The organism is Pseudokineococcus basanitobsidens, from assembly GCF_037482545.1.
Taxonomy (GTDB): Bacteria; Actinomycetota; Actinomycetes; order Actinomycetales; family Quadrisphaeraceae; genus Pseudokineococcus; species Pseudokineococcus basanitobsidens.
On the sequence record NZ_JBBIAA010000001.1, the window covers coordinates 390940 to 413628 of the forward strand.

The 22689-nt window shown below is 76.6% G+C and carries 19 protein-coding genes; 16 read left to right on the top strand and 3 right to left on the bottom strand.

Annotated features, from left to right (window positions below; translation table 11 throughout):
• The first annotated feature begins 62 nt into the window (after positions 1 to 62).
• From WDZ17_RS01725 to WDZ17_RS01765, 9 genes are all read left to right on the top strand, one after another.
• Complete coding sequence (locus WDZ17_RS01725) at positions 63 to 419, top strand: response regulator (protein ID WP_339573406.1); 357 nt, start codon at positions 63 to 65, stop codon at positions 417 to 419.
• On the top strand, positions 416 to 922 hold the full coding sequence (locus WDZ17_RS01730) for a hypothetical protein (RefSeq protein ID WP_339573407.1): 507 nt from the start codon (positions 416 to 418) through the stop codon (positions 920 to 922). The genes WDZ17_RS01725 and WDZ17_RS01730 overlap by 4 nt, the downstream gene beginning before the upstream one ends.
• 125 nt (positions 923 to 1047) lie before the next feature.
• Positions 1048 to 3441, top strand: a complete 2394-nt coding sequence (locus WDZ17_RS01735; RefSeq protein ID WP_339573408.1) for a chemotaxis protein CheW — start codon at positions 1048 to 1050, stop codon at positions 3439 to 3441.
• An 80-nt stretch (positions 3442 to 3521) separates the two neighbouring features.
• Positions 3522 to 3998 (top strand): chemotaxis protein CheW, encoded by a 477-nt coding sequence (locus WDZ17_RS01740; protein WP_339573409.1) that lies wholly within the window; start codon positions 3522 to 3524, stop codon positions 3996 to 3998.
• Positions 3995 to 5629 carry a methyl-accepting chemotaxis protein gene (locus WDZ17_RS01745; protein ID WP_339573410.1) on the top strand — a complete coding sequence of 545 codons (1635 nt, stop codon included), beginning with the start codon at positions 3995 to 3997 and terminating at the stop codon, positions 5627 to 5629. Before WDZ17_RS01740 ends, WDZ17_RS01745 begins: the two co-directional genes overlap by 4 nt.
• A 145-nt stretch (positions 5630 to 5774) precedes the next feature.
• A complete protein-coding gene (gene cheB / locus WDZ17_RS01750) occupies positions 5775 to 7097 on the top strand; it encodes a chemotaxis-specific protein-glutamate methyltransferase CheB (RefSeq protein WP_339573411.1) in 1323 nt (440 codons plus the stop codon).
• A complete protein-coding gene (locus tag WDZ17_RS01755; protein ID WP_339573412.1) occupies positions 7094 to 8035 on the top strand; it encodes a CheR family methyltransferase in 942 nt (313 codons plus the stop codon). Before cheB ends, WDZ17_RS01755 begins: the two co-directional genes overlap by 4 nt.
• Positions 8032 to 8448 (top strand): response regulator, encoded by a 417-nt coding sequence (locus tag WDZ17_RS01760; protein WP_339573413.1) that lies wholly within the window; start codon positions 8032 to 8034, stop codon positions 8446 to 8448. Before WDZ17_RS01755 ends, WDZ17_RS01760 begins: the two co-directional genes overlap by 4 nt.
• Positions 8445 to 9011 (top strand): chemotaxis protein CheX, encoded by a 567-nt coding sequence (locus tag WDZ17_RS01765; protein WP_339573414.1) that lies wholly within the window; start codon positions 8445 to 8447, stop codon positions 9009 to 9011. Before WDZ17_RS01760 ends, WDZ17_RS01765 begins: the two co-directional genes overlap by 4 nt.
• A 12-nt stretch (positions 9012 to 9023) precedes the next feature.
• Here WDZ17_RS01765 and WDZ17_RS01770 read toward each other — a convergent pair whose 3' ends face one another.
• On the bottom strand, positions 9024 to 10058 hold the full coding sequence (locus tag WDZ17_RS01770) for a zinc-dependent alcohol dehydrogenase family protein (protein WP_339573415.1): 1035 nt from the start codon (positions 10056 to 10058) through the stop codon (positions 9024 to 9026).
• 253 nt (positions 10059 to 10311) lie between these two features.
• On the opposite strand from WDZ17_RS01770, the gene WDZ17_RS01775 reads away from it, so the two are divergent.
• The gene (locus tag WDZ17_RS01775) at positions 10312 to 11370 is read left to right on the top strand and encodes a sugar-binding transcriptional regulator (RefSeq protein WP_339573416.1); all 1059 of its coding nucleotides are present in this window, start codon (positions 10312 to 10314) and stop codon (positions 11368 to 11370) included.
• Between the two features lie 123 nt (positions 11371 to 11493).
• Positions 11494 to 12177 (top strand): endonuclease, encoded by a 684-nt coding sequence (locus WDZ17_RS01780; protein ID WP_339573417.1) that lies wholly within the window; start codon positions 11494 to 11496, stop codon positions 12175 to 12177.
• A 39-nt stretch (positions 12178 to 12216) separates the two neighbouring features.
• On the opposite strand, the gene WDZ17_RS01785 is transcribed toward WDZ17_RS01780, so the two are convergent.
• Together WDZ17_RS01785 and WDZ17_RS01790 are read right to left on the bottom strand one after the other, a co-directional pair.
• On the bottom strand, positions 12217 to 12915 hold the full coding sequence (locus WDZ17_RS01785) for a response regulator (RefSeq protein ID WP_339573418.1): 699 nt from the start codon (positions 12913 to 12915) through the stop codon (positions 12217 to 12219).
• Positions 12903 to 14210 carry a sensor histidine kinase gene (locus tag WDZ17_RS01790; protein WP_339573419.1) on the bottom strand — a complete coding sequence of 436 codons (1308 nt, stop codon included), beginning with the start codon at positions 14208 to 14210 and terminating at the stop codon, positions 12903 to 12905. Before WDZ17_RS01790 ends, WDZ17_RS01785 begins: the two co-directional genes overlap by 13 nt.
• A 141-nt stretch (positions 14211 to 14351) precedes the next feature.
• On the opposite strand from WDZ17_RS01790, the gene WDZ17_RS01795 reads away from it, so the two are divergent.
• From WDZ17_RS01795 to WDZ17_RS01815, 5 genes are all read left to right on the top strand, one after another.
• Positions 14352 to 15419, top strand: a complete 1068-nt coding sequence (locus WDZ17_RS01795; protein WP_339573420.1) for a CPBP family intramembrane glutamic endopeptidase — start codon at positions 14352 to 14354, stop codon at positions 15417 to 15419.
• A gap of 5 nt (positions 15420 to 15424) precedes the next feature.
• Complete coding sequence (gene pgm / locus WDZ17_RS01800) at positions 15425 to 17074, top strand: phosphoglucomutase (alpha-D-glucose-1,6-bisphosphate-dependent) (RefSeq protein ID WP_339573421.1); 1650 nt, start codon at positions 15425 to 15427, stop codon at positions 17072 to 17074.
• A 26-nt stretch (positions 17075 to 17100) separates the two neighbouring features.
• Positions 17101 to 18195, top strand: coding sequence for a bifunctional diaminohydroxyphosphoribosylaminopyrimidine deaminase/5-amino-6-(5-phosphoribosylamino)uracil reductase RibD (ribD, locus tag WDZ17_RS01805; protein WP_422631784.1), 1095 nt, complete (start codon positions 17101 to 17103; stop codon positions 18193 to 18195).
• 132 nt (positions 18196 to 18327) lie between these two features.
• The gene (locus WDZ17_RS01810) at positions 18328 to 19497 is read left to right on the top strand and encodes a Fic family protein (RefSeq protein WP_339573423.1); all 1170 of its coding nucleotides are present in this window, start codon (positions 18328 to 18330) and stop codon (positions 19495 to 19497) included.
• Positions 19498 to 19561: 64 nt separating this feature from the next.
• A complete protein-coding gene (locus WDZ17_RS01815; protein ID WP_339573424.1) occupies positions 19562 to 22675 on the top strand; it encodes an Eco57I restriction-modification methylase domain-containing protein in 3114 nt (1037 codons plus the stop codon).
• The last annotated feature ends 14 nt before the right edge of the window (positions 22676 to 22689 follow it).

Consider the following 22689-nt stretch of genomic DNA (forward strand, 5'->3'; position numbering starts at 1 on the left):
GATGAGGCAGCGGGGGCGCCGTGCGGCGCCGAGGCTGGAGGTCGGCGGTGCGGGTGCTCGTGGTGGACGACAGCAGGGTGATGCGGCAGATCGTCGCGCGCGGCCTGCGCCAGGCCGGTCTCGGGGACCTGCAGGTCGTCGAGGCCGCGGACGGCGGCGCCGGTCTCGCCGCCGTCGCCGAGCACGCGCCCGACCTCGTGCTCTGCGACTGGAACATGCCGGGCACGTCCGGCCTGGAGATGCTCGAGCGGCTGCGGGCGGGCGGTGACGCGACGGCCTTCGGCTTCATCACCTCCGAGGCGGCCGAGGACGTCCACCGTCGGGCGACGGCGGCCGGCGCGACCTTCGTGGTCACCAAGCCGTTCACGCCCGAGGTCCTGCACGACGCCGTCACCGGTGCCCTGGCGGCCCGCTCGTGACCGCGACGGCCGAGCGCGGACCGGCGGCGGACGTGCTCGCGCTCCCCACGCCCGCCGCGGTGCGCACGGTCCTCGAGGGCCTGCTGGGCCGCGACGTCGTCCCCGGCCCCGGCCCGGCGGTCACGGGGGACGACGCGGCGGGCACGGTCGCGGTCTACGCCCGCGGCGCGGTGCCCGTCGGCGTGCTCGCCCTCGACCTGCGCGCGTCCGCGCTGCTCGGCGCCGCCCTGGGCCTCGTCCCCCGCGGCGGCGCGGAGGCCTGCGTGGAGGACGGCCTCCTCGGGCCCGCGCTGGCGGAGAACGTCGCCGAGCTCTGCAACGTCATGGCCCCGCTGCTGCCCGCGCCCGGTGGGGGGCACGGACGCCTGGTCGAGGTGCACGGCAGCGGGCTCGCGTGCCCGGACGACGTCGCCGACGCCCTTCGCCGACCGACCGGCCGCCTCGACCTCGTGCTCGACGTCGCCGGCTACGGCCGCGGCGGGATGTCGGTGCTGCTGGTCTGAGCCCTGCGCCCCGCCCGGCCTGCGCCGCCGCGCTCCAGGTGGGCGGCGTGCGCGCCGATGCGGGAGGACACGGCGTCAGCCGCCCGGGGGACCCCCCGGGCGCCGGTGAGGGGAGGAGGGACGCGATGGGGGACGACCTCGAGGGGATGGCGGAGATCGTCGCCGAGTTCCTCGTGGAGTCGGCGGAGAACCTGGACGACCTCGACGCCCAGCTCGTCGGGCTGGAGGCGGACCCGGGCGACCGCCCGCTGCTCGCCGCCGTCTTCCGGACCGTCCACACCATCAAGGGCACCAGCGGCTTCCTCGCCTTCCCCGACCTGGAGCGGCTCGCCCACGCCGGGGAGACGTTGCTCGCGCGCCTGCGGGACGGGCGTGCCGAGGCGACCCCGACCACCGTCACCGTCCTGCTGCACCTCGTCGACGCGCTGCGCGACCTGCTCGCACGCGTGGGGGAGACCGGCAGCGACGCGGGCGCCGACCTCGAGGGCGTCCTCGCGGAGATCGCCGCCGAGGTGGACGGCGGCGCGGCGCCACCGGCTCCGGCGGGCCTCGCCGGCCCGGACGCGGACGCCGAGGCCGCCGTCGCCGACCCGGAGGACGCCGCCCAGGACCACGCCGCCCCGGACCACGTCGCGGACCCGGACGACGTCGCGGGCCCGGCCCTCGGGCTCGTGCCGGACGGCGCCGGTCCCGGGGGCGTGCACCCGGACGGGCGTGCGGGGGCGCCCGACGCCGACCACGACGACGGGGCGCCCGGGCGCCGCCGCGGCCCCGAGGCGTCGGTGCGCGTGGACGTCGACCTGCTCGAGGAGCTCATGACGCTCGTCGGGGAGCTGGTCCTCACCCGCAACCAGGTGCTCGAGCGTGCGGCCGCGTCCGGCGACGCGGAGGTCGTGCGCGCCGCCCACCGGCTGGACGTCGTCGCGGGCGAGCTGCAGCGCGGCGTCGTGCGCGCGCGGATGCAGCCCATCGACCACGTGTGGTCCAAGCTGCCGCGCGTCGTGCGCGACCTCGGCACGCAGCTCGGCCGCCGCGCCCGGCTCGTCGTCGACGGCGCGGACACCGAGCTCGACCGCACGCTCCTCGAGGCGGTCCGCGACCCGCTGACGCACCTCGTCCGCAACGCCGTGGACCACGGGCTCGAGCCGCCGGAGGAGCGCGTCGCGGCCGGCAAGGACCCGGTGGGCGTCGTCGCGCTGCGGGCCCGGCACGAGGGCGGGCAGGTCCTCGTCGAGGTCGCCGACGACGGCCGGGGCATGGACGTCGCGCGGATCGGCGCCCGGGCCCTGGAGCGCGGGCTCGTCGACGCGCCGTCCCTGCGGGCGATGACCGCCGAGGAGGTCCTCGACCTCGTGTTCGCGCCGGGCTTCTCGACGGCGGACGTGGTGACGAGCACCTCCGGCCGCGGCGTCGGCATGGACGTCGTGCGCACCAACCTGGAGCGGATCGGCGGGTCCGTGGAGCTGGAGACGACGCCCGGTCGGGGCAGCACCACGCGGCTGCGCGTGCCGCTGACGCTGGCGATCCTGCCCGCGCTCCTCGTCACCGCGGCGGGCCAGCGCTTCGCCGTGCCGCAGAACGGGCTCCGCGAGCTCGTCGCCCTCGACGCGGAGCGTCCCCGCGGGGGCGCCGAGCGGGTCGGCGGTGCCGAGGTGCTCCGGCTGCGCGGGAGGCTGCTCCCGCTCGTCCGGCTGCGCACCCTCCTGGGGCTCGACGACCGGGGCCCCGACGAGGGGGAGGCGCCGGCGGGCGGCGCGGGTGTCGTCGCGGTCCTGGAGGCGGCCGGCCGGACCTTCGGGCTCGTCGTCGACGGCGTCCTCGCGACCCAGGAGATCGTCGTCAAGCCGCTCGGGGCGCTGCTCGCGGACCTGCCCGCCTACGCGGGCGCGACCGTCCTCGGCGACGGCGGGCTCGCCCTCATCCTCGACGTCCGCGCGCTCGCCCGCTCGGCCCGCGAGGTCGAGCGGCCGGCCGACGCGGCCGGCGCGCCGGAGGCCGCGGACGACGGCACGCAGCTGCTCCTCGTCCGCGTGGGGCCGCGGCGCCTGGCCCTGCCGCTGGAGGTCGTCACCCGGCTGGAGGACGTGCCCCGCGCGCACCTGGAGCGCGTGGGCCACCGCTGGGCCGTGCAGCACCGCGGGGAGGTCCTGCCCGTGCTCGACCTCGCCGAGCACCTCGGCGAGCACGTCGGCGACCACCGGGTGGAGGAGGGCTCGCTCTCCCTCGTCGTCCACGCGCTCGGCGACCGGTCGGTGGCCCTCGCCGTCGACGAGGTGCTCGACGTGGCCCCCGCCGCCTCCGCCCGCACGAGCCACCTCGGGGCGCCCGGGCTCTCCGGGTCCGCCGTCGTGGCCGGCCGCATCGTCGAGCTGCTGGACGTGCGCCAGGCCGTGCTGGCGGCGGACTCGACCTTCTACGACGACGTCGAGGAGCGCGCCCGCGCCGGCGCCCTCCTGCCGCCGCGCCCCCGCACGTCGGCCGAGGCCGCGCGCCCCGCCGTCCGGGGGGTCCGGCGATGACCGGCGCAGAACGGACCGGCGCGCCGGTCCGCCCGGGGCCCGAGGGGCGGGGCGGCAGCGCCCCGCGGTCGAGGACCTGGGTGACCTTCGAGCTGGCGGGGGACCTCTACGGGCTGGACGTCCGGCGGGTGCAGGAGGTGCTGGCGGACCAGGCGGTCACGCCGGTCCCGCTCGCGCCGCCGGAGGTCGCCGGCCTCGTCAACCTCCGCGGCCAGGTCGTCACGGCCCTGGAGCTGCGGCGCCGCCTCGGGCTGCCCGCCCGTCCGAGGACGTCGGGTGCCGTCGCGCCGCACGTCGTCGTCCGGGACGGGGAGGACGTGGTCGCGCTGGTCGTGGACGCCCTCGGGGACGTCGTCGAGGTGGCGGACGACGACGTGCAGCCGCCCCCGGACACCCTCACCGGCCCCCTGGCCGACCTCGTCACGGGGGCCTGCCCGCTCCCCGACCGGCTGCTGCTCCCGCTCGACGTCGACGCGCTCGTCGCCCCGGCGGGGACGGCGCCGTCCAGGCCCGCGGGGCCGTCGCGCACCGACCCACCCCGGAGGACCCGACCGTGACCGCACCCGCCCCCCTCCGGCCGTCCGCACCCCTGGGCCGCCGTGCCGACGCGGCCGAGGGCGTCCCGGCGCCCCGACGGCCGCAGGAGGTCGGCCCCGACCGGGGAGCGTCCGCCGCGGAGGGGGGCGCGGCGACCCCCCGGCGGGGCCTGGGCGCGCGGGTCCTGCTCGCGGTCGCCGTCCCCGCCGTCGCCGTCGTCGTCGCCGGGGCCCTCGCGACCAGCGGTCTCCTGGCGGCCGACCGCAGCGTCACGGTGCTGTCCGCGCGGACCACCGACGCCGCGACGGCGCTCGACGCCGCCGAGGACGCGCTGGACGACGTGCGGGACGCCGTCCGCCGCAGCCGGCCGGACGAGGCCTCGAGCGCGCTCGCCGCGCTGTCCGCCGCGGCGCAGGACTACGCCGGGGCGGCGGCCGAGCCGGACGCGGCGGCGCGCGTGGGGGGCTCGGTCGACGCCCTCGTCGCGGGCCTCGGGACGACGCCGACGGACGTCGGCGTGGCGGCCGAGCTCGGCGCACCGGTCGACGAGGCGCTGCTCGTGGCCGGCCAGTCGGAGCGCGCCGGCGCCCAGGCCCTGCGCGAGGACGCCCACCGGGCCGTGCTCCGCACCCTCGTCGCGGTCCTCGCGACCGGGGCGGTGGGCCTGGCCCTCGGGCTGGTCCTCGCGCTGCGGCTCGTGCGCCGCCTGCGCCGCGGCACCGACGAGGTGCTCCGCGTCCTCGCCGCCATGGGCCGCGGCGACCTCACGCAGCGGCCGGTCGTGCCCGGCGGCGACGAGGTCGCCCTCGTGGCCTCCGGGCTCGTCGTGGCCCAGCAGGGGGTGGCCGACGTCGTGCGCGAGGTCGGCGAGGGCGCGGCGCAGCTGGGGGCGGCGGCCGGGCGGATGCAGGCCGCCGCGGCGGGCATCGCGGTGTCGGCGGAGCGGACCGCCGTCGAGTCCGGCGTCGTCGCCGCCGCGGCGGAGCAGGTGTCGGGCAACGTCAGCGGGGTCGCGACCGGCGCCGAGCAGATGGGCGCCTCGATCAGCGAGATCGCCGCCAACGCCCTCGGGGCGGCCGAGCTCACCGGGCGGGCCGTCGACGTCGCGCACCGGACCTCCGACCTGGTCCGGCGGCTCGGGGAGTCCTCCCACGAGATCGGCAAGGTCGTCCGCGTCATCACGGGCATCGCCGAGCAGACGAACCTGCTGGCCCTCAACGCCACCATCGAGGCCGCCCGGGCCGGGGAGGCCGGCCGGGGCTTCGCCGTCGTCGCCGGCGAGGTCAAGGAGCTCGCGCAGGAGACGGCGCGCGCGACCGGCGACATCACCGCCCGCGTGGCCGCCATCCAGGGCGACACGGAGGCGGCCGTCGCCGCGATCGCGGAGATCGGCGAGGTGGTCGACCAGGTCAACGGCTACCAGGGCACCATCGCCTCGGCCGTCGAGGAGCAGACCGCCACCACGGCGGAGATGGGCCGCGGCGTCACCGAGGCCGCCACGGGCGTCGGCGAGATCGCCGCCGGCATCACCGGGGTCGCGGCCGCCGCCTCCGGCGCGACGAGCGGCGCCGAGGACGCGCGCGCCACCGCCCGCGACCTCGCCGCCCTCGCCGCCCGGCTCCAGACCTCCGTCAGCCGCTTCGGGGTCTGAGCCGCCCCGGGGGCGGCTCGCCCGCCCCGCCTGCTCGTCCCGCCTGCTCGTCCCGCCTGCTCGTCCCGGCCTCACCCTCCCGGGCGTCCGGGCGGTCGTCGGCGCCACTCCTCAGGCCCCGGGGGCAGGGCGCCGATGAGAGGCCGTGCAGCCCATCCGCGTCCTCGTCGTGGACGACTCCGCCGTGCTGCGGCGGCTCGTCGTCATGGCGCTGACCTCCGCGGACGGCGTCGAGGTCGTCGGGACGGCGGCGGACGGGGTGGAGGCGGTGCACGAGGTCCTCCGCCTCGCCCCGGACCTCGTCGTCATGGACCTGGAGATGCCGGAGCTCGACGGCATCGGCGCCGTGCGGGTCCTGCGCCGGCGCGGCTGCAACGTCCCGGTCGTCATGGTGAGCACGCCGACGGACGACGGCGCGCAGGCCACCATGGCGGCGCTCGCCGCGGGGGCGGCGGACTTCGTGCCCAAGCCGGTGCGTGCCACCTCGGCGGCCGAGGCGCTCGGCATGCTGCGCGCCGACCTCCTCCCCGTCGTGCGCGCCCTCGTGCCGAGGTCCCTGCCGCGCGCGCCCGCCGCCGGTGCGCCTGCGCCGTCGTCGTCGCCCGACCGGACCGGACCGGACGCTGCGTCCGGCGGGGGTGCCGGCGCCCCCGAGCCCGGCCCGGCCGGCGACGAGGGGGTGGCCCGGGGGCGCGCGACCGGTCACGGGGGCGCGCACCGCAGCCCGGTCCCGCCGGTCCCCGTCCCGCGGTCCGTCCCGTCGCGGTCCGCCGCTCCCGGCCCCGTCCTCGGTCCGCCCCCCGGCGCCGCGCCGTCGGCGGCACGCCCGTCTCCCGCCGCGCTGCCGGGTCGAGGGCCGGGCGTCGCCCCCGCGCTCGTGGCCCTCGGCAGCTCGACCGGCGGGCCCGAGGCGCTGGCGGCGCTCGTCGCCGCGCTGCCCGCCGGGCTGCCCGTGCCCGTCGTCGTCACCCAGCACATGCCGCCGGTCTTCACCCGGCAGCTCGCCGCACGCCTCGACCGGCTCGCCGCCCTCGAGGTCCGCGAGGCCGAGGACGGCGACCCCCTCGTGCCCGGACGGCTGCTCGTCGCCCCCGGCGACCGGCACCTGGAGGTCCGCCGGGACGGCGCCGGCCTCGTCGCGACCCTCACGGGCGCCCCGCCGGTGCACCACTGCCGGCCGGCCGTCGACGTGATGCTGCGCTCCGCGGCGTCCGCCGTCGGGTCGGGCGTGCTCGCCGTCGTGCTCACCGGCATGGGCAGCGACGGGCGCGACGGCTGCGCCGACGTCCGCCGGGCCGGCGGCCGGGTGCTCGTCCAGGACCGGGCGACCTCCGTCGTCTGGGGGATGCCCGGGGCCGTGGCGTCGGCGGGCCTCGCCGACGCCGTGCTGCCGCTCGCGGACATCGCCCCCGCGGTCGCGGCCGCCTGCCGGCGGCCCGTCCTCCTCGCCGGGCGGGGTGCCCGGTGAGCCCCGCCGGCCTCCCGCCCGCGGACCTGGCCTGGGTGCGGGGCCTCGTGCACGCCGAGACGGCCGTGGTGCTCGACGCCTCGAAGGAGTACCTCGTCCTGTCGCGGCTGGCCCCGCTCGCCCGGCGCCGCGGGCTGCCCGACGTCGCGGCCTACGTCGCCGCCGTGCGGGCGGGCCCTGCGCAGGGGCGCTGGGACCTCGTCGAGGCCATGACGACGAACGAGACGTCGTGGTTCCGCGACGTCGACCCCTTCACCCACCTCGAGCGGGTGACGCTGCCTGCGCTCGCGGCGGCCCGCCCTCCCGGTGCGGCGCTGCGGGTCTGGTCCGCGGCGTGCTCGACCGGCCAGGAGCCGTACAGCGTCGCCATGCTCCTCGTGGACGCCCCCGCGCTCGCCGGCCGCCGCGTCGAGGTCCTCGCCAGCGACGTCGACCGCACGGCGCTCGGCCGGACCCGCGACGGCAGCTACTCCGCGCTGGAGGTCGCCCGCGGCCTGCCGCCCGCGCTGCGCGACCGGCACCTCGAGCGCTGCGGGGACCGGTGGCGGGTCCGGGAGCGGGTGCGCTCGCTCGTGCGCTGCGCCGAGGTGAACCTGGCCCGCCCGCTGCCGGCCCTCGGCACCTTCGACGTCGTCCTGTGCCGCAACGTCCTCATCTACCTCGACGCGGCGACCCGGCGCCGGGTGCTGGCCGGGGTCCACGACCTGCTGGCGCCGGACGGGCTGCTCGTCCTCGGCGCGGCCGAGACGACGCTCGGCGTCTCGGGGAGCTGGGCCCGGGTCGAGGGAGGTCGCGCCGCGCTCTTCCGGCCGCTGCCGGGAGCCGGTGCCCGGGACCCGGGTGCCGCCGTGCCGGCGCCGCGCGGGCGCACGGGCCGTGCCGGCGGGCCGACGACGGGCGGCCCGGCGCGCGCCGCCCGCGGAGGAGGGGTCTCGTGATCGCGCTCGTCGTGGACGACTCGAGGACGGCGCGGCGCGTCGTCGGGCGCGTGCTGCGGCGCGCCGGCATGGACGTGCTCGAGGCCGGCGACGGCCGTGAGGCCCTCGCGGTGCTCGACGCGCACGTCGCCGCGGGCGGCGAGGTCCCGACGCTCGCGTGCATCGACTGGAACATGCCCGTGATGGACGGTCTCGGGCTCGTCGGCGCCCTGCGTCGCCGCCGCGAGATGCGCGCGACGGCGCTCGTCATGGTGACGAGCGAGACGGAGCAGCGGCAGGTGGTGCGCGCCCTCGCGGCGGGGGCGCACGACTACGTCCGCAAGCCCTCCACCGAGGAGGAGCTCCTCGAGCGGCTCCGGCTGCTCGGGGTCCTCGCCCCTCCCGCGACGGTCAGGAGCCCGGCGTGGGGATGAGGGGTGCGCCCGTCGCCGTCCCGCAGGACGCGGGTGTGGTGACGGCCGGCGTCGTCGGCCCGGGGCCGGGGGGCGACGAGCTGGTCGACGTCGTCGTCGAGCTGTGGACGTCGGCGGCGCCGGTCGGCGGCGCGCCCGCGCCCCCGGTCCCGGGGCCGTGGCCCCGGGTGCGGACCCCCGTCGTGCGAGCCCTGGTCGCCGTCGAGGGGGTCGCCGTCGGGCGTACCCGCGCGGCGGACTGGTCCGGCGACGTGCTCGTGGCGTGCACCGCCGGCGCCGCCCGGCGCTGGGCCCGGCACCTGCTCGCGCTGGGCGCCGACGACCCCCTCGACGACGACGACGTGCGCGACGTCCTCGGCGAGGTGGCCAACGTGGTCGCCGGTGCCGTCAAGGCCCGCTGCGCCCCCGGCGGCCTGATGGGCCTGCCCCGCGTCGTCGACCGGCCGAGCCCGCTCGGCCCGCGGGGAGCCGGCGTCGTCGCGACCGCGCTGCGGTGGTCCCGTGCGGACCGCCGGGCCGACGAGGACGCCGACGTCACGGTCGTCGCCCTCGTCGGTCGCTGACGAGGCCGGTGCTCAGCCCTCGTCGGGCCAGGTGATGCCGACCTTGCCGCCGGCGCCGGCGTCGGCGGTCCGGTAGGCCTGCGCGGCCTGCTCGAGCGGGAAGGTGTCGGTGACGAGGTCCTGGGGGTGCAGGCCCCAGCGGACGAGGTTGGTCAGGAGCTCGGTCATCCGCACGGTCGAGGTGACCCAGGAGCCGTGCACGGTGAGCTGGCGGTGGATGAGGACCTCGCTGACGTCGACGGTGAGCTGCCCGCCCTCGCCGACCAGGGCCGCCCGTCCCCAGCGGCGGGTGTGCCGCAGCGCGGTGAGCTGGCCGCGGCCGTTGCCGGAGCAGTCGACGGCGACCTCGGCGCCGTCGTCCAGCAGGTCGGAGAGCTCGGTGTCGGAGCCGGCGACGGCGGCGTCGACCGCGCCGAGCCGTAGGGCGAGTGCGCGGCGATCGGGGCTGGGGTCGGTGCCGACGACGAGGGGCGAACCCAGGGCCTTGGCGAGCATCCCGACGGCGAGCCCGACGGGCCCGAGCCCGGTGACCAGGACGCGGTCGGCGCCGCAGACGTCGGCGCGACGGACCGCCTCGTAGGCCGTGCCGAAGCCGCAGGCGACGACGGCGCCGTCGAGGAAGGTGAGCTCGTCGGGCAGCACGAGCAGGTCGCGCTCCTCGGCCAGCAGCAGGTCCGCGTGGCCGCCGTCGCGCTGCCAGCCGTACGCCGCGCGCCGGGAGGAGGTGCAGGAGATCTGGTAGCCGCGGCGGCACTCGTCGCACTGCCCGCAGCCGCTGATGTGGTAGACGACGACGCGGTCGCCGACGGCGATCCGATCGACGCCCTCGCCGACCGCGAGCACCCGGCCGGCGGGCTCGTGCCCGCCGGCGACGCCCTGGTAGGCCTCGGGCCCCTCGCCGAGGTGCTCGCGGTAGATCGCGCGCAGGTCGCTGCCGCAGATCGTCGAGGCCCGCATCCCCACCACGACCTGGCCGTGGCCCGGCTGCGGGTCCGCGGCCTCCTCCAGGTCGACGACGCTCCCACCGGGCAGGTACGCAGCGCGCACGGCGCTCCTCTCGGGTCGGCGCCCCTCGGGGCGCGCGGTGCGGGCGGACCGTCACGGTCCGCCCCGCACCACCGCCCAGCGGTGGTGCGTCACCGAGCATCCGGGGGCGCCGCCAGGGGGTCAACACCTCCCCGCTCACCTGAGCGGTCTTGCTCATCCGGCGTGTCGCGGTCATCCTCCCTGTCGTCGACACCCGCCGCCGGTCCGCAGGCCCCGGCACGCAGCTGCGGGCCCACCGATCGGAGGAGACGTCATGGCGGGACCGCAGGAACCGGGCCCGGGGGACGCTTCTTCGGGGGACGGGGGCGCTTCTCCGGGGGACACCTCTCCGGGGAGCACCTTGCGGACGGGGCCGGACGCGGCGCACGAGGCGGCCACGCTGTCGACGGGCGGGCTGGCGCTGGCCGTGGCGGTGGCGCGCCGCTTCCACCTCGAGGGGGCCTCGAAGGTGGAGATCGCCCAGGAGATGGGCATCACGAGGTTCAAGGTCGCCCGTCTGCTCGACGCCGCACGGGAGGCGGGGCTCGTGCGCACCGTCGTCTCCGCGCCGGCGGAGACCGACCAGACCCTCGAGGACGAGCTGCGCCGGCGGTACGGGCTGCGCCACGCGCTCGTCGCGGCCGACACCGGCGACGACGCCGTGCTGCAGCGGGTCGCGGTCGGGCGCCTGGCCGCGGAGTGGTTCGAGCACCTGGTGGCCGAGGACGACGTCGTCGGGCTGGCGTGGGGACGGGCGATGTCGGTGATGTACGAGCACTGGCGCCGGCGCGTGCCCGCCACCTTCGTCCAGGTCGCCGGCTCCCTCGTCCGCCCCGACGTCGCCCAGAACGGCCCCGAGCTCGTCTCCGGCTTCGCCCGCCGCACCGGGGGGCGCGCCACCGTCTTCTACGCCCCCCTGGTCGTCGCCGACGCCGCCACGGCCGAGGTCCTGCGCCATGACGACGCCGTCGCGGCCGCCGTGCGCGACATGGACCGCCTGACGAAGGCGGTCGTGTCCGTGGGCGCCTGGCACGCCGGCGGCTCCACCGTCTTCGACGCCCTCGACCTCCAGCAGCGCAACGACCTGCGCCGTCGCGGGGTCCGCGCCGAGGTGACGGGCCTGCTCCTCGACGAGGGCGGGGACGTCGTCGGGGACCTCGCCGACCGGACGCTCTCCGTCACGGCGCAGCAGCTGCGTCGCACCGACCACGTCGTGGCCCTGGCGGCCGGGACCCAGCGCGCCACCGCCCTGCGCGCCGTCCTGCGCAGCGGCCTGCTCGCCGGGCTCGTGACCCACTCCGCCCTCGCGGCCGCCGTCCTCGCCGACGAGTGACCGCGGTCGGGCCGGCCGGTCCGCCGGGCCCGTCCCGGCCGGGCCCGTCCCGTCCCGTCCCGGGACCGTCCGTCCGCGGGCGGCCGAGGTGCCGCGGGCCCTCGCCGCTGGTACGACGGCGCGGTGACGAGGAGCAGCGGCGACGACCGGTCCGGCGGCTCGCGGCGGGCGGTGCTCGACGCGCTGCTCGACCGGCACGGGCAGACGTACGCCGACGAGTCGGGGATCCGTCTGAAGGACACCCCCGCACCGCTGTTCGAGCTGCTCGTCCTGTCGTCGCTGCTGTCGGCGAACCTGCAGGCCGACCTCGGCGTACGGACGGCGCGGGCGCTGCGCGAGGCGGGCCTGACGACGGCGGACAAGCTCGCCGGGGCGAGCGACGAGCAGCGGTGGCAGGTGCTCGCGGACGCCCGGTACCTGCGCAAGGAGCAGACGGCGCGCCAGCTCGGGCAGCTGGCGGAGCGGGCGCAGGAGGAGTTCTCCGGGGACCTGCGCCGCATGCGGGAGGCCGCCTTCGGCGGCGGGGGAGGCGGGCTCGAGGCCCTCCGCGAGGCGGTCCGGGGCTTCACCGGCATCGGTCCGCTCGGCGTCGACATCTTCTGCCGCGAGGTCCAGGCGGTGTGGTCGCAGCTGCGCCCCTTCGCCGACGAGCGCGCGACCGACCCGGCGAGGGCCCTGGGGCTGCCGCACGACGCCGCGGGGCTGGCCGAGCTGGCGGGCAGCGACGACCTGTCCCGCGTCGGCGCCGCGCTCGTGCGGTGCGGCCTCGCCGACGACGCCGACGAGGTGCGCGCCGCCGCGGGATGAGCCCCGGTGGACGAGCACCGGTGGAGGACGGACCGGCGGTCATCCCGCGGCGTCGAGCTCCAGGACGCGGACGGCCAGCTGCACGCGGTTGGTCACGTGCAGCTTCTCGAACAGGTGCGTCACGTGCGTCTTGACCGTCGTCGTCCCGAGGAAGAGGGCGGCGGCGATCTCGTCGTTCGTGCTGCCCTGCGCCACGAGCAGCCCCACCTCCCACTCCCGCGGCGTGACGCCGACGGGTGGGCCTGCAGGCCCCGGCGGCGGACCGGACCGGTCGCGGCCGGCGGTCGCGGCCGGCCGCTCGCCCTGCGCCGCCAGCGCCACGAGGCGCGAGAGGACGCCGGGGGAGAAGCTGCTCCGCCCCTGCGCCGCGTCGTGCACCGCCTGCAGGACGGCCTCGGGGGCGGCGTCCTTGAGCAGGAAGGACACCGCCCCGGCCCGCAACGCGTCGAGGAGGTGGTCGTCGGTGTCGAAGGCGGAGAGCACGACGACGCGGGCTCGGGCCCCGGTCTCCGTCAGCCGTCGGGTGGCCTCCACCCCGCTCGTGCCCGGCATCCGCACGTCCATGAGGACGACGTCGGGGTCCAGGGCCGCGACCGCCGCGACGGCCTCGGCGCCGTCGGCCGCCTCGCCGACGACGCGGATGCCGGCGGTGCCGTCCACGAGCAGGCGCAGCCCGGCGCGCATGAGCCGCTCGTCGTCGACGACGAGCACCCGCACGGCGGGGGTCACACCTGCCACGGCACCGTCACCTCCACGACGAAGCGTCCGTCCGGCGTGGTCGCGTGGCGCATCCCGCCGCCGAGCAGGCGTGCGCGCTCCGCGACGCCGACGAGGCCGAGCCCGGTCCCCAGGGCCGGGGGCGCGCCGGCGGCCAGCGGGTTGGACGCGCGCAGGAGCAGCTCGTCGCCTTCGTGGGCGAGCCGCACCTCGACGGGGGCGCCCGGCGCGTGCTTGCCCGCGTTGACGAGCAGCTCGGTGGTGATCTGCACCACCGAGGCCGCCGTCGTCGGCGACCGCTCGTCGAGGTCGCGGGCGGAGGCGCCCACCCGTACGAGGTCGACCGGCTGGCCCTGGGCCCGGGCGCGCTCCACCAGCGCGTCGAGCGACGCGGCCGTCGGCAGCGGGAGCGCACCGCCGTGGTGCCCGAGCCGCTGCGCCGGGTCGGTGCTCCGCAGGGCCGTGAGCACCTCGCGCAGGACGGCGTTCGCGTCGGCGGCTGCGTCCCGCACCGTCCTCGCGGCCTCCCGCGCCCGCTCGGGCGGGAGGTCGTCCCGGGCGGCGAGGGCGCCGGCGTGCACCGCGATGAGCGAGAGCTGGTGGGAGAGCGTGTCGTGCATGTCGCGGGCGATGGCGCTGCGCTCCTCCGCCCGGGTGCGGGCGACGTCCGCCGCCCGGCTGCGCGCCAGGGCCGCCCGCTCGCGCTCGGCGGCGCCGGCCTGCGCGTGGAGCGAGGCGACCAGGGCGGCGCGCGTCCCCCGCGCCCGCCCCCAGAGCAGCAGCAGGGCGGCGAGCGCGGTGAAGGCGACCACCTCGACCCACAGGGGGAGGCGGTCCTGGGTCGGCGGACCGGCGAGCCCGAGCAGGCGCTCGTAGCCGACCCCGCCGCCGACGACGACGGCCAGCACGAGCCCGTCGAGCGCGGGCGAGCGGCGTGCTCCCGCCCGGACGACGCCCACGACGCCCGCCGGGGCCGCCCAGGTGCTGACGACGCCTGCCACGACGAGCACCAGCGGGAGGGTCCGGGAGCGCGGGAGGAGGCCGGCGAGGACGCCCGCCGCGACGCCGACCGCGACGTCGACCACGAGCAGCAGGGCCCACAGCGGGAGACGCTGCGGCGCCCCGCCCTGCTCGAGCGACGAGCCGAGCACGACGAGGAACACGAGGGGGCCGAGGAGCGAGCAGACGAGGGAGACGGCGGCCGACCGCAGCCGCGGGTACCGCGGCCCGGGCGCCGGCGGGCGCGGTGCCCCGGCAGGCGGCGGGGCCGCGCCCGCCGGGGACGCGCCCGCCGCAGGGGCCGCCGTGGAGGTCACCTGCGTCAGCGTAGGAAGACGCAGCCCCGCGCGGGTCCTCCTCCGGGAGGACCCTGACGTCCTCCGACCGGTCGGGCGGCGCTCACGGGAGCGGACCGGACGGCGGATCCGTCGCCGGCCGCCCGTGGGGAGGGTGACGCCATGACCACCACCGGCACCTCCTCGGACCTCGACCCCGCGACCCCCACGGCGCCTGCCGCCCCCACCCGGACGGAGCCGGCCCCCCTCGCCTACCACCGGCTGGCGCACCTGGAGCCCCGCACGGCGCGGTGGTGGCGTCCCGTCGCGACCCTCGGCGTCGCGACAGGCCTGCTCCTGGCCCTGGTCGCCGTCCTCGCCGTCGTCCTCGTCGTCGCCGTCGTGGCCTCGGTCGTCAGCCCCGGCCTCCTCGCCGACCTCGCGCCCGTCCTGCGGCCGCTGCAGCCGTCCGTGGACCTGGACGACCCGCGCAACCCGGTGGACCTCCTCCTGGGCCTCGGGTCGATCGCCGTCCTCCTCCCGGTCGTCGTCCTGGCGGTGCGGTGGGGCGGGGGGCGGCGCGGCACGGTCCACTCCGTCGTCGGCCGGTTCCGCTGGTCGCTGGCGCTGCGAGCGGCGGCGGTCGTGCTGCCGGCCTACGCCGCCGTCTTGTGGGGCCTCACGGCGGTGGCGCCGCCGGAGGACCTGTCGGTGCCGCCGCTCGACGCGGCGCTGGTCGCCGTCGTCGTCGTCGCCCTCCTGCTGACGCCGCTGCAGTGCGCCGCCGAGGAATACGTCTTCCGGGGCCTGCCGCAGCAGCTCCTCGGCACGTGGCTGCGCCGGCCGGTATGGGGCGTCGTCCTGCCCGTGCCGCTGTTCGTGGCGAGCCACGGCTACGACTGGGTCGGCCAGGTCGACGTCGCCGTCTTCGCCCTGGCCACGGGCTTCCTCGTGTGGAAGAGCGGGGGCCTGGAGCTGGCCGTCGTCCTGCACACGGCAGGGAACCTGCCGCTCTTCCTCGCCTCGCCGCTGAGCCCGGGCTCCCTGCAGCAGGGCGCCGTCGACCCGCGGGCGCTGCTCGTGTCCCTGCCGCTGACGCTCCTCACCACGGGGGCGCTGACCCTGTGGGTCTCCCGCACGCACGGCGTCGGCCTGCTCGAGCCCGTGCGCGGGCACGGGTACGCGCACGCGCACCCGGCGACCGAGACGGTCCCCGCGGTGGCGGGACCGGCCCCCGATGCACTTGCATGACCCGCATGCACCCGCGCGCAGGCCAGCCCGCCCAGCCCGAGGACCTCGTCGACGTCGACGCCCTGCTCTCGGCCTACACGGACCGGCAGCCCGACCCCTCCGACCCGGCCCAGCGCGTGGTCTTCGGGACGTCCGGCCACCGCGGGTCCTCGCTCGACGGCGCCTTCAACGAGCCGCACATCCTCGCGATCACCCAGGCGATCTGCGAGTACCGCGCGCAGCAGGGGACGACGGGCCCGTTGCTGATCGCCCGGGACACGCACGGGCTCTCGCTGCCGGCCTGGCGCACCGCGCTGGAGGTGCTCGTCGCCAACGACGTCGACGTCCTCGTCGACAGCCGCGACGGGTACACGCCGACACCGGCTCTCTCCCACGCCGTCCTGCGCCTCAACGGGCGCGGGACGGCGCCGGCGGCGGAGGTCCCCGAGGGCGACGCCGACGGGATCGTCGTCACGCCGTCGCACAACCCGCCGCGCGACGGAGGCTTCAAGTACAACCCGCCGCACGGCGGCCCGGCCGGCTCGGACGCGACCGGGTGGATCGCCGACCGGGCCAACGCCCTCCTGGAGGCCGACCTCGACGGCGTGCAGCGGGTCCCGTTCGAGCAGGCCCGCGCGGCGGTCGGCGAGTACGACTTCTTGCGGCACTACGTCGACGACCTGTCCTCGGTCCTCGACATGGACGCGATCCGCGACTCCGGCGTCCGCATCGGCGCCCATCCCCTCGGCGGCGCGGCCGTCGCCTACTGGGGCGAGATCGGGCGCACCTACGGCCTCGACCTCACGGTCGTCGACGAGACGGTCGACCCGCAGTGGGCCTTCATGACCCTCGACGGCGACGGCAAGATCCGGATGGACTGCTCCTCGCCGAACGCGATGGCCTCGATGATCGCCCAGAAGGACCGCTACGACATCGCCACCGGCAACGACGCCGACTCCGACCGGCACGGGGTCGTCACCCCCGACGCGGGGCTGATGAACCCCAACCACTACCTCGCGGTGGCGATCTCGTACCTGCTCGAGCACCGCGGCTGGAGCGGCGACGCGGCCGTGGGCAAGACGCTCGTGTCGTCGTCCCTCATCGACCGGGTGGTCGACGGCGCCGACCGGCGCCTGCTCGAGGTGCCCGTGGGCTTCAAGTTCTTCGTCGACGGGCTGCTCGACGGCTCGGTGGTCTTCGGCGGCGAGGAGAGCGCCGGCGCGTCCTTCCTGCGCAAGGACGGCACCGTCTGGACGACCGACAAGGACGGCATGCTGCTGGCGCTGCTGGCCTCGGAGATCCGTGCCGTCACGGGGCGCTCGCCGAGCGAGCTGCACGCCGACCTCGTCGAGCGGTACGGCGCGTCGGCGTACAAGCGGGTGGACGCCCCGGCCGGCCGCGAGGAGAAGGCCCGGCTGGGGAAGCTCTCCCCGGAGGCCGTGACCGCCTCCGAGGTCGGCGGCGAGGCCATCACCGCGAAGCTCACCGAGGCGCCGGGCAACGGTGCGGCCATCGGCGGCCTCAAGGTGACGACGGAGAGCGCCTGGTTCGCCGCGCGCCCGTCCGGGACCGAGGACGTCTACAAGATCTACGCGGAGTCCTTCCGCGGCGAGGAGCACCTCGACCAGGTCCTCGAGGAGGCCCGCGGCGTCGTCGACGCCGCGCTGCAGGGGTGAGCGGGGGCACCCCGCTCCCGGGTGGCGTGCTCCGCGACGTCGAACGCAGCGCCCTCGCGCGCGCCGTCGTCCTCGCCGCCCGGGGGCTCGGCGGCACGAGCCCGAACCCGGTCGTCGGCTGCGTCGTCCTGGACGCCGACGGCGCCGTGGCCGGCGAGGGCTGGCACGCCCGGGCCGGCGGGCCGCACGCGGAGGTCGTCGCCCTCGCGGTGGCCGGGGAGCGCGCCCGCGGCGGCACGGCCGTCGTCACCCTGGAGCCGTGCGACCACACGGGCCGCACGGGCCCGTGCTCCGGCGCGCTGCTGGCGGCGGGCGTCGCCCGCGTCGTCCTGGCCGTCGCGGACCCCGACCCCCGCGCGGCCGGCGGCGCGGCGACGCTGGCCGCGGCCGGCGTGGACGTCGTCACGGCGTCCGTCGAGGACGCGCGAGAGGCTCTGCGCGTCAACGCGTCCTGGTTGCTGGCGCAGCGCCTGGGGCGACCGCACGTGACGTGGAAGTACGCGGCGACCCTCGACGGACGCAGCGCCGCCGCCGACGGCTCGAGCCGGTGGATCACCTCGCCGCAGGCGCGCGCCGACGCCCACCTGCTGCGTGCGCGCAGCGACGCCGTCGTCGTCGGCGTCGGCACGGTGCTCGCCGACGACCCGTCGCTGACGGTGCGCGACCTGCCGGCGACGGGCGACGACGTCGCCGACGCCGAGCTGGCGTGGCGGGCGCCGCTGCGCGTGGTGCTCGACGCGGACGGGCGCACCCCGCCGGACGCCGCCGTGCGGCGCGGGGGCGGGCCGGGCGCCGGGGAGACCCTCGTGCTCACGGCCGCCGAGGTCGGCCGCGGCCCGGGCGGCGTCGACCTGCCCGCCGTGCTCGCGGTGCTCCACGCCCGCGGCGTCCGCTCGGTGATGCTCGAGGGCGGGCCGCGGCTCGCCGGCGCCTTCGTCGACGCGGGCCTCGTCGACCGCGTGCGCGCCTACGTCGCGCCCGCGCTGCTCGGGCAGGGCAGCGCGGCGCTGGTGAGCGCGGTCACGGGCACGTCGATGGACGCCGTCGTGCGCCTGGAGGTGGACGACGTCGCCCGAGTCGGCCCGGACCTGCGGGTCGACCTCGTGCCCGGGCACGAGTAGACCTGCCGGGCCGGTGCGCGCTGTGCCGGCTGTGTCACCGGGGGCCGCCTACGTCGCGGGTCCCCACCGCTGCTTGGAAGTAGCGGGTCGACCTCCAACTGAGCAGGCCTGTTGCTTGTACCCTCAGTCGCTGTGGAGCCCGGCACCTTCGTCGATCCCCGCTTCGGGCGTCCGGAGCGCGAGCCCGGCAACCGTTGGTCGTTCTGGTACTTCCATCCGGAGCCGATACCCCGAAACCTGGAGCTCGACCTCCGTACCGTCGACGCGCTGTCGGAGGCGGACGCTGCGCTGGGGCAGCTGCACGGGCTGGGCCGGCTCCTCCGAGACCCCGAGCTGCTCCTCGGCCCTTACATCCTGCGTGAGGCGGTGGCGAGCTCGCGGATCGAGGGCACCGAGGCGTCGTTGTCCGACGTGCTGCGAGCCGAGGTGAGTGACGACCCCAGGGACGAGGACGTCGCGGAGGTGGAGCGCTACATCGCCGCGACACGTCAGGGCATGCGTCTCGTCGAAGGGCTGCCTCTCGGGCGCCGACTCGTGTGTGCCCTGCACGAGACGTTGCTCGACCGCGTCCGCGGCGCCGAGAAGCGTCCGGGTGAGTTCCGGAGGACTCCGGTGTGGATCGGCTCCGCGACGGACAGCCCGGACACGGCGTCGTTCGTACCCCCGTTGCCGACGCTCGTCCCCGACCTCTTCGCTGACTGGGAGAGGTTCGTCAACGAACCGACGCGACGCCCGCTGATCACGGCAGCCTTGATGCACTACCAATTCGAGACCATCCACCCCTTCCTGGACGGCAACGGTCGGATCGGCCGTCTGCTCATCGGGCTCCTACTCGTCGAGGCGGGACGACTTCCGACGCCCTTGCTGTACCTGTCGGGCTACCTGGAGGCCCATCGCCGGGAGTACTACGACCGCCTTCAGGCCGTCCGTGAGCGGGGAGAGGTGCAGGAGTGGTTGCAATTCTTCCTGACGGCGGTGAAGCGCCAGGCGGACGACGCGATCACGAGGGCGAGGACGATCATCGACCTCCGTGAGCGGTACCTCGCCGAGGCGATGACCACCCGCTCGCGCCTGCCGCAGCTGGTGGAGATCGTGGTGCGCAACCCCTTCGTCACGGTGAGCAGCGTGGAGAAGTCTTTGCAGGTCACCAACCAGGGAGCGCGCAACCTTGTGCGCGACGCGGAACGGCGAGGTTGGCTGCGTCCCCTGGAGGGCCGTGGCCGCGGCGGGCGGACGTACTGGATCGCGCACGAGGTGTTCTCGGCCCTCGAGGCGCCAGCGAGGTACGGCGGTCTCGGGTGACGACGTGACGTCGGCGTGGAAGCGCGGCCGTACCAGCGTGGACGAGGACGGGAGAACGGGGCACATGGCGGTAGCAGGCACCCGGGACGAGGGGCGAGAAGCGGTCCGCCACCTCGTCGAGACCTTCAGCCACGGGATCGACCACTACCGCTCGCGCGCCTTCGACGAGGCGACGACGCGGACCGGCTTCATCGACAAGTTCTTCGAGGCGCTGGGCTGGGACGTCACGAGCACCTCGCCCGACCGGGACGTGGTCTTCCACGCCCGGCACACCATGTCGACGAGGCCGGCGGGCGACGAGTCCTGGGACGCCGACCTCTCGCAGGAGGATCTGGACGCGCGTGCTGAGCGGACCGACGTCCCTGACTACTCCTTCCACCTCGACGGAGTCCTGCGTTTCTGCGTCGAGGCGAAGAAGCCGTCCACGGCGATCACCGGGTTCGACGCCTCGTTCCAGGTGAAGAGCTACGCCTGGAACCGGTACCTGCCCTTCTCGGTCATCACGAGCTTCGACCGTCTCCGGGTGTTCCAGACCAGCGCTCGCCCGGACCGGGACCGGCCGAGCGCAGGCCTGATACCGGGCTTCGACCTGCGACATGAGGACTACGTCGACCGGTGGGACGACCTCTGGTCGCTCCTCTCGCGGGAGGCCGTTCTCGCCGGTACGGCAGAGCGACGCGCGTTGTCGGCGGCCCCCCGCGGCAGCACCACGGTCGACGAGGCCTTCCTCCGAGACCTCGAGGCGTGGCGCGAGGACCTCGGACGTGACCTCCGCCGGAGGCACCCCGACCTCGAGCTGCGGCAGCTCGACGAGGCGACCCAACGCATCATCGACCGTCTGGTGTTCGTCCGTGTCGTCGAGGACCGCAAGGTCGAGCCGGCCGTGGTCCTGCGCCGTTACGCACGCCTGCGCGACGCCTACCACCAGCTCTGCGCGGAGTTCCGTCGGCTCGACGCCGTCTACAACGGCCAGCTCTTCGCCGAGCACTGGAGCGAGGACCTCGAGGTATCCGACGGCGTGATCTCACGGGTGATCGCGGGCCTCTACGCCGTCGACGGCTCGCCGTACCGCTTCGACGTCTTCAAGGCCGACTTCCTCGGCAAGGTCTACGAGCGCTTCCTCGGGAAGGAGCTCACCCTCGTCGGCCGGGAGCTCCGGCTCGTGGACAAGCCGGAGGTCCGACACGCCGGCGGCGTCTACTACACACCGCGGTGGGTCGTGGACCACATGGTCTCCGAGACCGTCGCACCGCTGCTCGAGAACCGGACGCCGGCTCAGGTGGCCACGCTCCGGCTCCTCGACATGGCGGCCGGCTCTGGGTCCTTCCTGCTGGGTCTCTTCGACCGCTTGATCTCCTGGCACGAGGCCTACTACACGAGGCACCCGGCGAAGGACCCGTCCAGCCACTACATCGACGCGCACGGTCGTCGTCGCCTCACCAGCGACTTCAAGGGGCGGATCGCCGTCAACAACCTGTTCGGGGTGGACCTCGACCCGCGGGCGGTCGAGGTGGCCCAGATGAGCGTGTACCTCCGGATCCTCGAGGAGGAGACCTCAGAGTCCCTCCTGGCCCAACCTCGTCTCATCGAAGGGGCGCGCCTGCCGTCGCTCTCGCGCAACATCAAGGCCGGCAACTCGCTCGTCGAGCCGGACGACCTCACCGAGGCGATGACGGCCGACTTCGAGACGCGCCTGCGGCTCAACCCGTTCGACTGGCGGCACCGGACGCGGGGCTTCGGGCACGTCCTCGACGACGGCGGCTTCGACGTCGTCGTCGGGAACCCGCCCTACACGCGGGTGCAGGTGCTGCGCCGGCACCACCCCGAGCAGACGTCGCTGCTCGAAGCCCGGTACGCCGGTGCCCGCGCATCCTTCGACCTGGCGACGATCTTCATCGAGCGCGGCGTGGAGCTGCTCAGACCGGCCTCCCGCGGACGTGCCGGAGGGCGGCTGAGCTTCATCACGACCCGAGGGGTTGCCGAAACGGACGCTGCTGCACCCGTGCGCCGGCTGCTGACCCGTGGCCGGCACGTGCTGTCGGTGGTGGACTTCGGTGCCGGCCGCGTCTTCCTGGAGGCGTCGGCGTACACCCTCATCCTCACGGTGACCGCCCGTGCGCAAGCCTCGTGGCGGCTCACGCGGGTGACCGACACGCCGACAGAGGAGGCGCTGGAGCGGGCCCTCGCCGATCCCGCCCTCACCGCCGACCTCCCCGCCCCGGCGGAGGCGGACGAGCGGTGGTCGCTGGCGCTGCCCGCCGAGGACGCCTTGCTGCGCAGGCTCGTGGAGGTGCACCCGTCGCTGGGGTCGGTCAGCGGGGACAGCATCTACCAGGGTGTCGTCACGGGCGCCGACGGGGTGTTCAGGGCCGCGGACGTGGGACCGGATCGCGACGACCCCGCTCTCCGACGGGTGCGGCCGCTCTCGCTGCCGTCCGACGCCCCGGCGATCGCCTGGGAAAGGGCGCTGCTGCAGCCCGTCTACGCCGGGAGGACGGACCTGCGTCCCTTCTCGACGGCGACGTCCGGCGGATGGCTGCTCCTGCCGTACCGGGCACCTGCGCCGGGCGAGCGGATGACAGCGCTCTCCCTCGAGCAGATCGAGCGGGAGGCGCCGCACGTCGCGAAGTGGCTGCACGCCAACGAGGCGCTGCTCCGGGGGCGCGCCGGCCGGTGGACCGACACCAATTGGCACACCTACTCGAGGCGTCAGAATCTGGAGCTTTTCCCCGGGGCCAAGACGATGGTGCCGTCGATGATCGACCACCTGTGTGCGACCTATGACACGGAGGGGCACTTCTTCGTCAACGTGTCGACCGGCGGCTACGGGGTGGGCAACGATCCCACCTCGGGCGCCGACCCCGAGTACGTGACGGCTCTGCTCAACAGCGGGCTCTTGACCTGGGTGATGAAGAGGCTTTCGAGGGCCTGGCGGGGTGGGTGGTTCGAGGCCCGGAAGGGCAACCTCGAGCGTCTGCCCGTCGCCGTCCCCGACGCCGAGCGGCAGCGGGAGGTGGTGGACATGTACCGGCAGGTCTGCGACGCCGTCGCGTCGGCGGGTGCGCGTCCGGGCGACGTCGCTGCCGAGCGCCTCGCCGTCGTCGCCCGCGAGGCCTTCGACCACGAGGTCGAGTCCGTGTACGGACTGACGCTGACCGAGCGGGCGCTGCTGCGGTGACGGCCTGGTGAGAC

Bases quoted from the DNA above. Each gene is read 5' to 3' on its own strand.
- pgm (WP_339573421.1), top strand. From the start codon at position 15,425: ATGCACCCGCGCGCAGGCCAGCCCGCCCAGCCCGAGGACCTCGTCGAC.
- WDZ17_RS01775 (WP_339573416.1), top strand. From the start codon at position 10,312: ATGGCGGGACCGCAGGAACCGGGCCCGGGGGACGCTTCTTCGGGGGAC.
- WDZ17_RS01795 (WP_339573420.1), top strand. From the start codon at position 14,352: ATGACCACCACCGGCACCTCCTCGGACCTCGACCCCGCGACCCCCACG.
- WDZ17_RS01765 (WP_339573414.1), top strand. From the start codon at position 8,445: ATGAGGGGTGCGCCCGTCGCCGTCCCGCAGGACGCGGGTGTGGTGACG.
- WDZ17_RS01815 (WP_339573424.1), top strand. From the start codon at position 19,562: ATGGCGGTAGCAGGCACCCGGGACGAGGGGCGAGAAGCGGTCCGCCAC.
- WDZ17_RS01735 (WP_339573408.1), top strand. From the start codon at position 1,048: ATGGGGGACGACCTCGAGGGGATGGCGGAGATCGTCGCCGAGTTCCTC.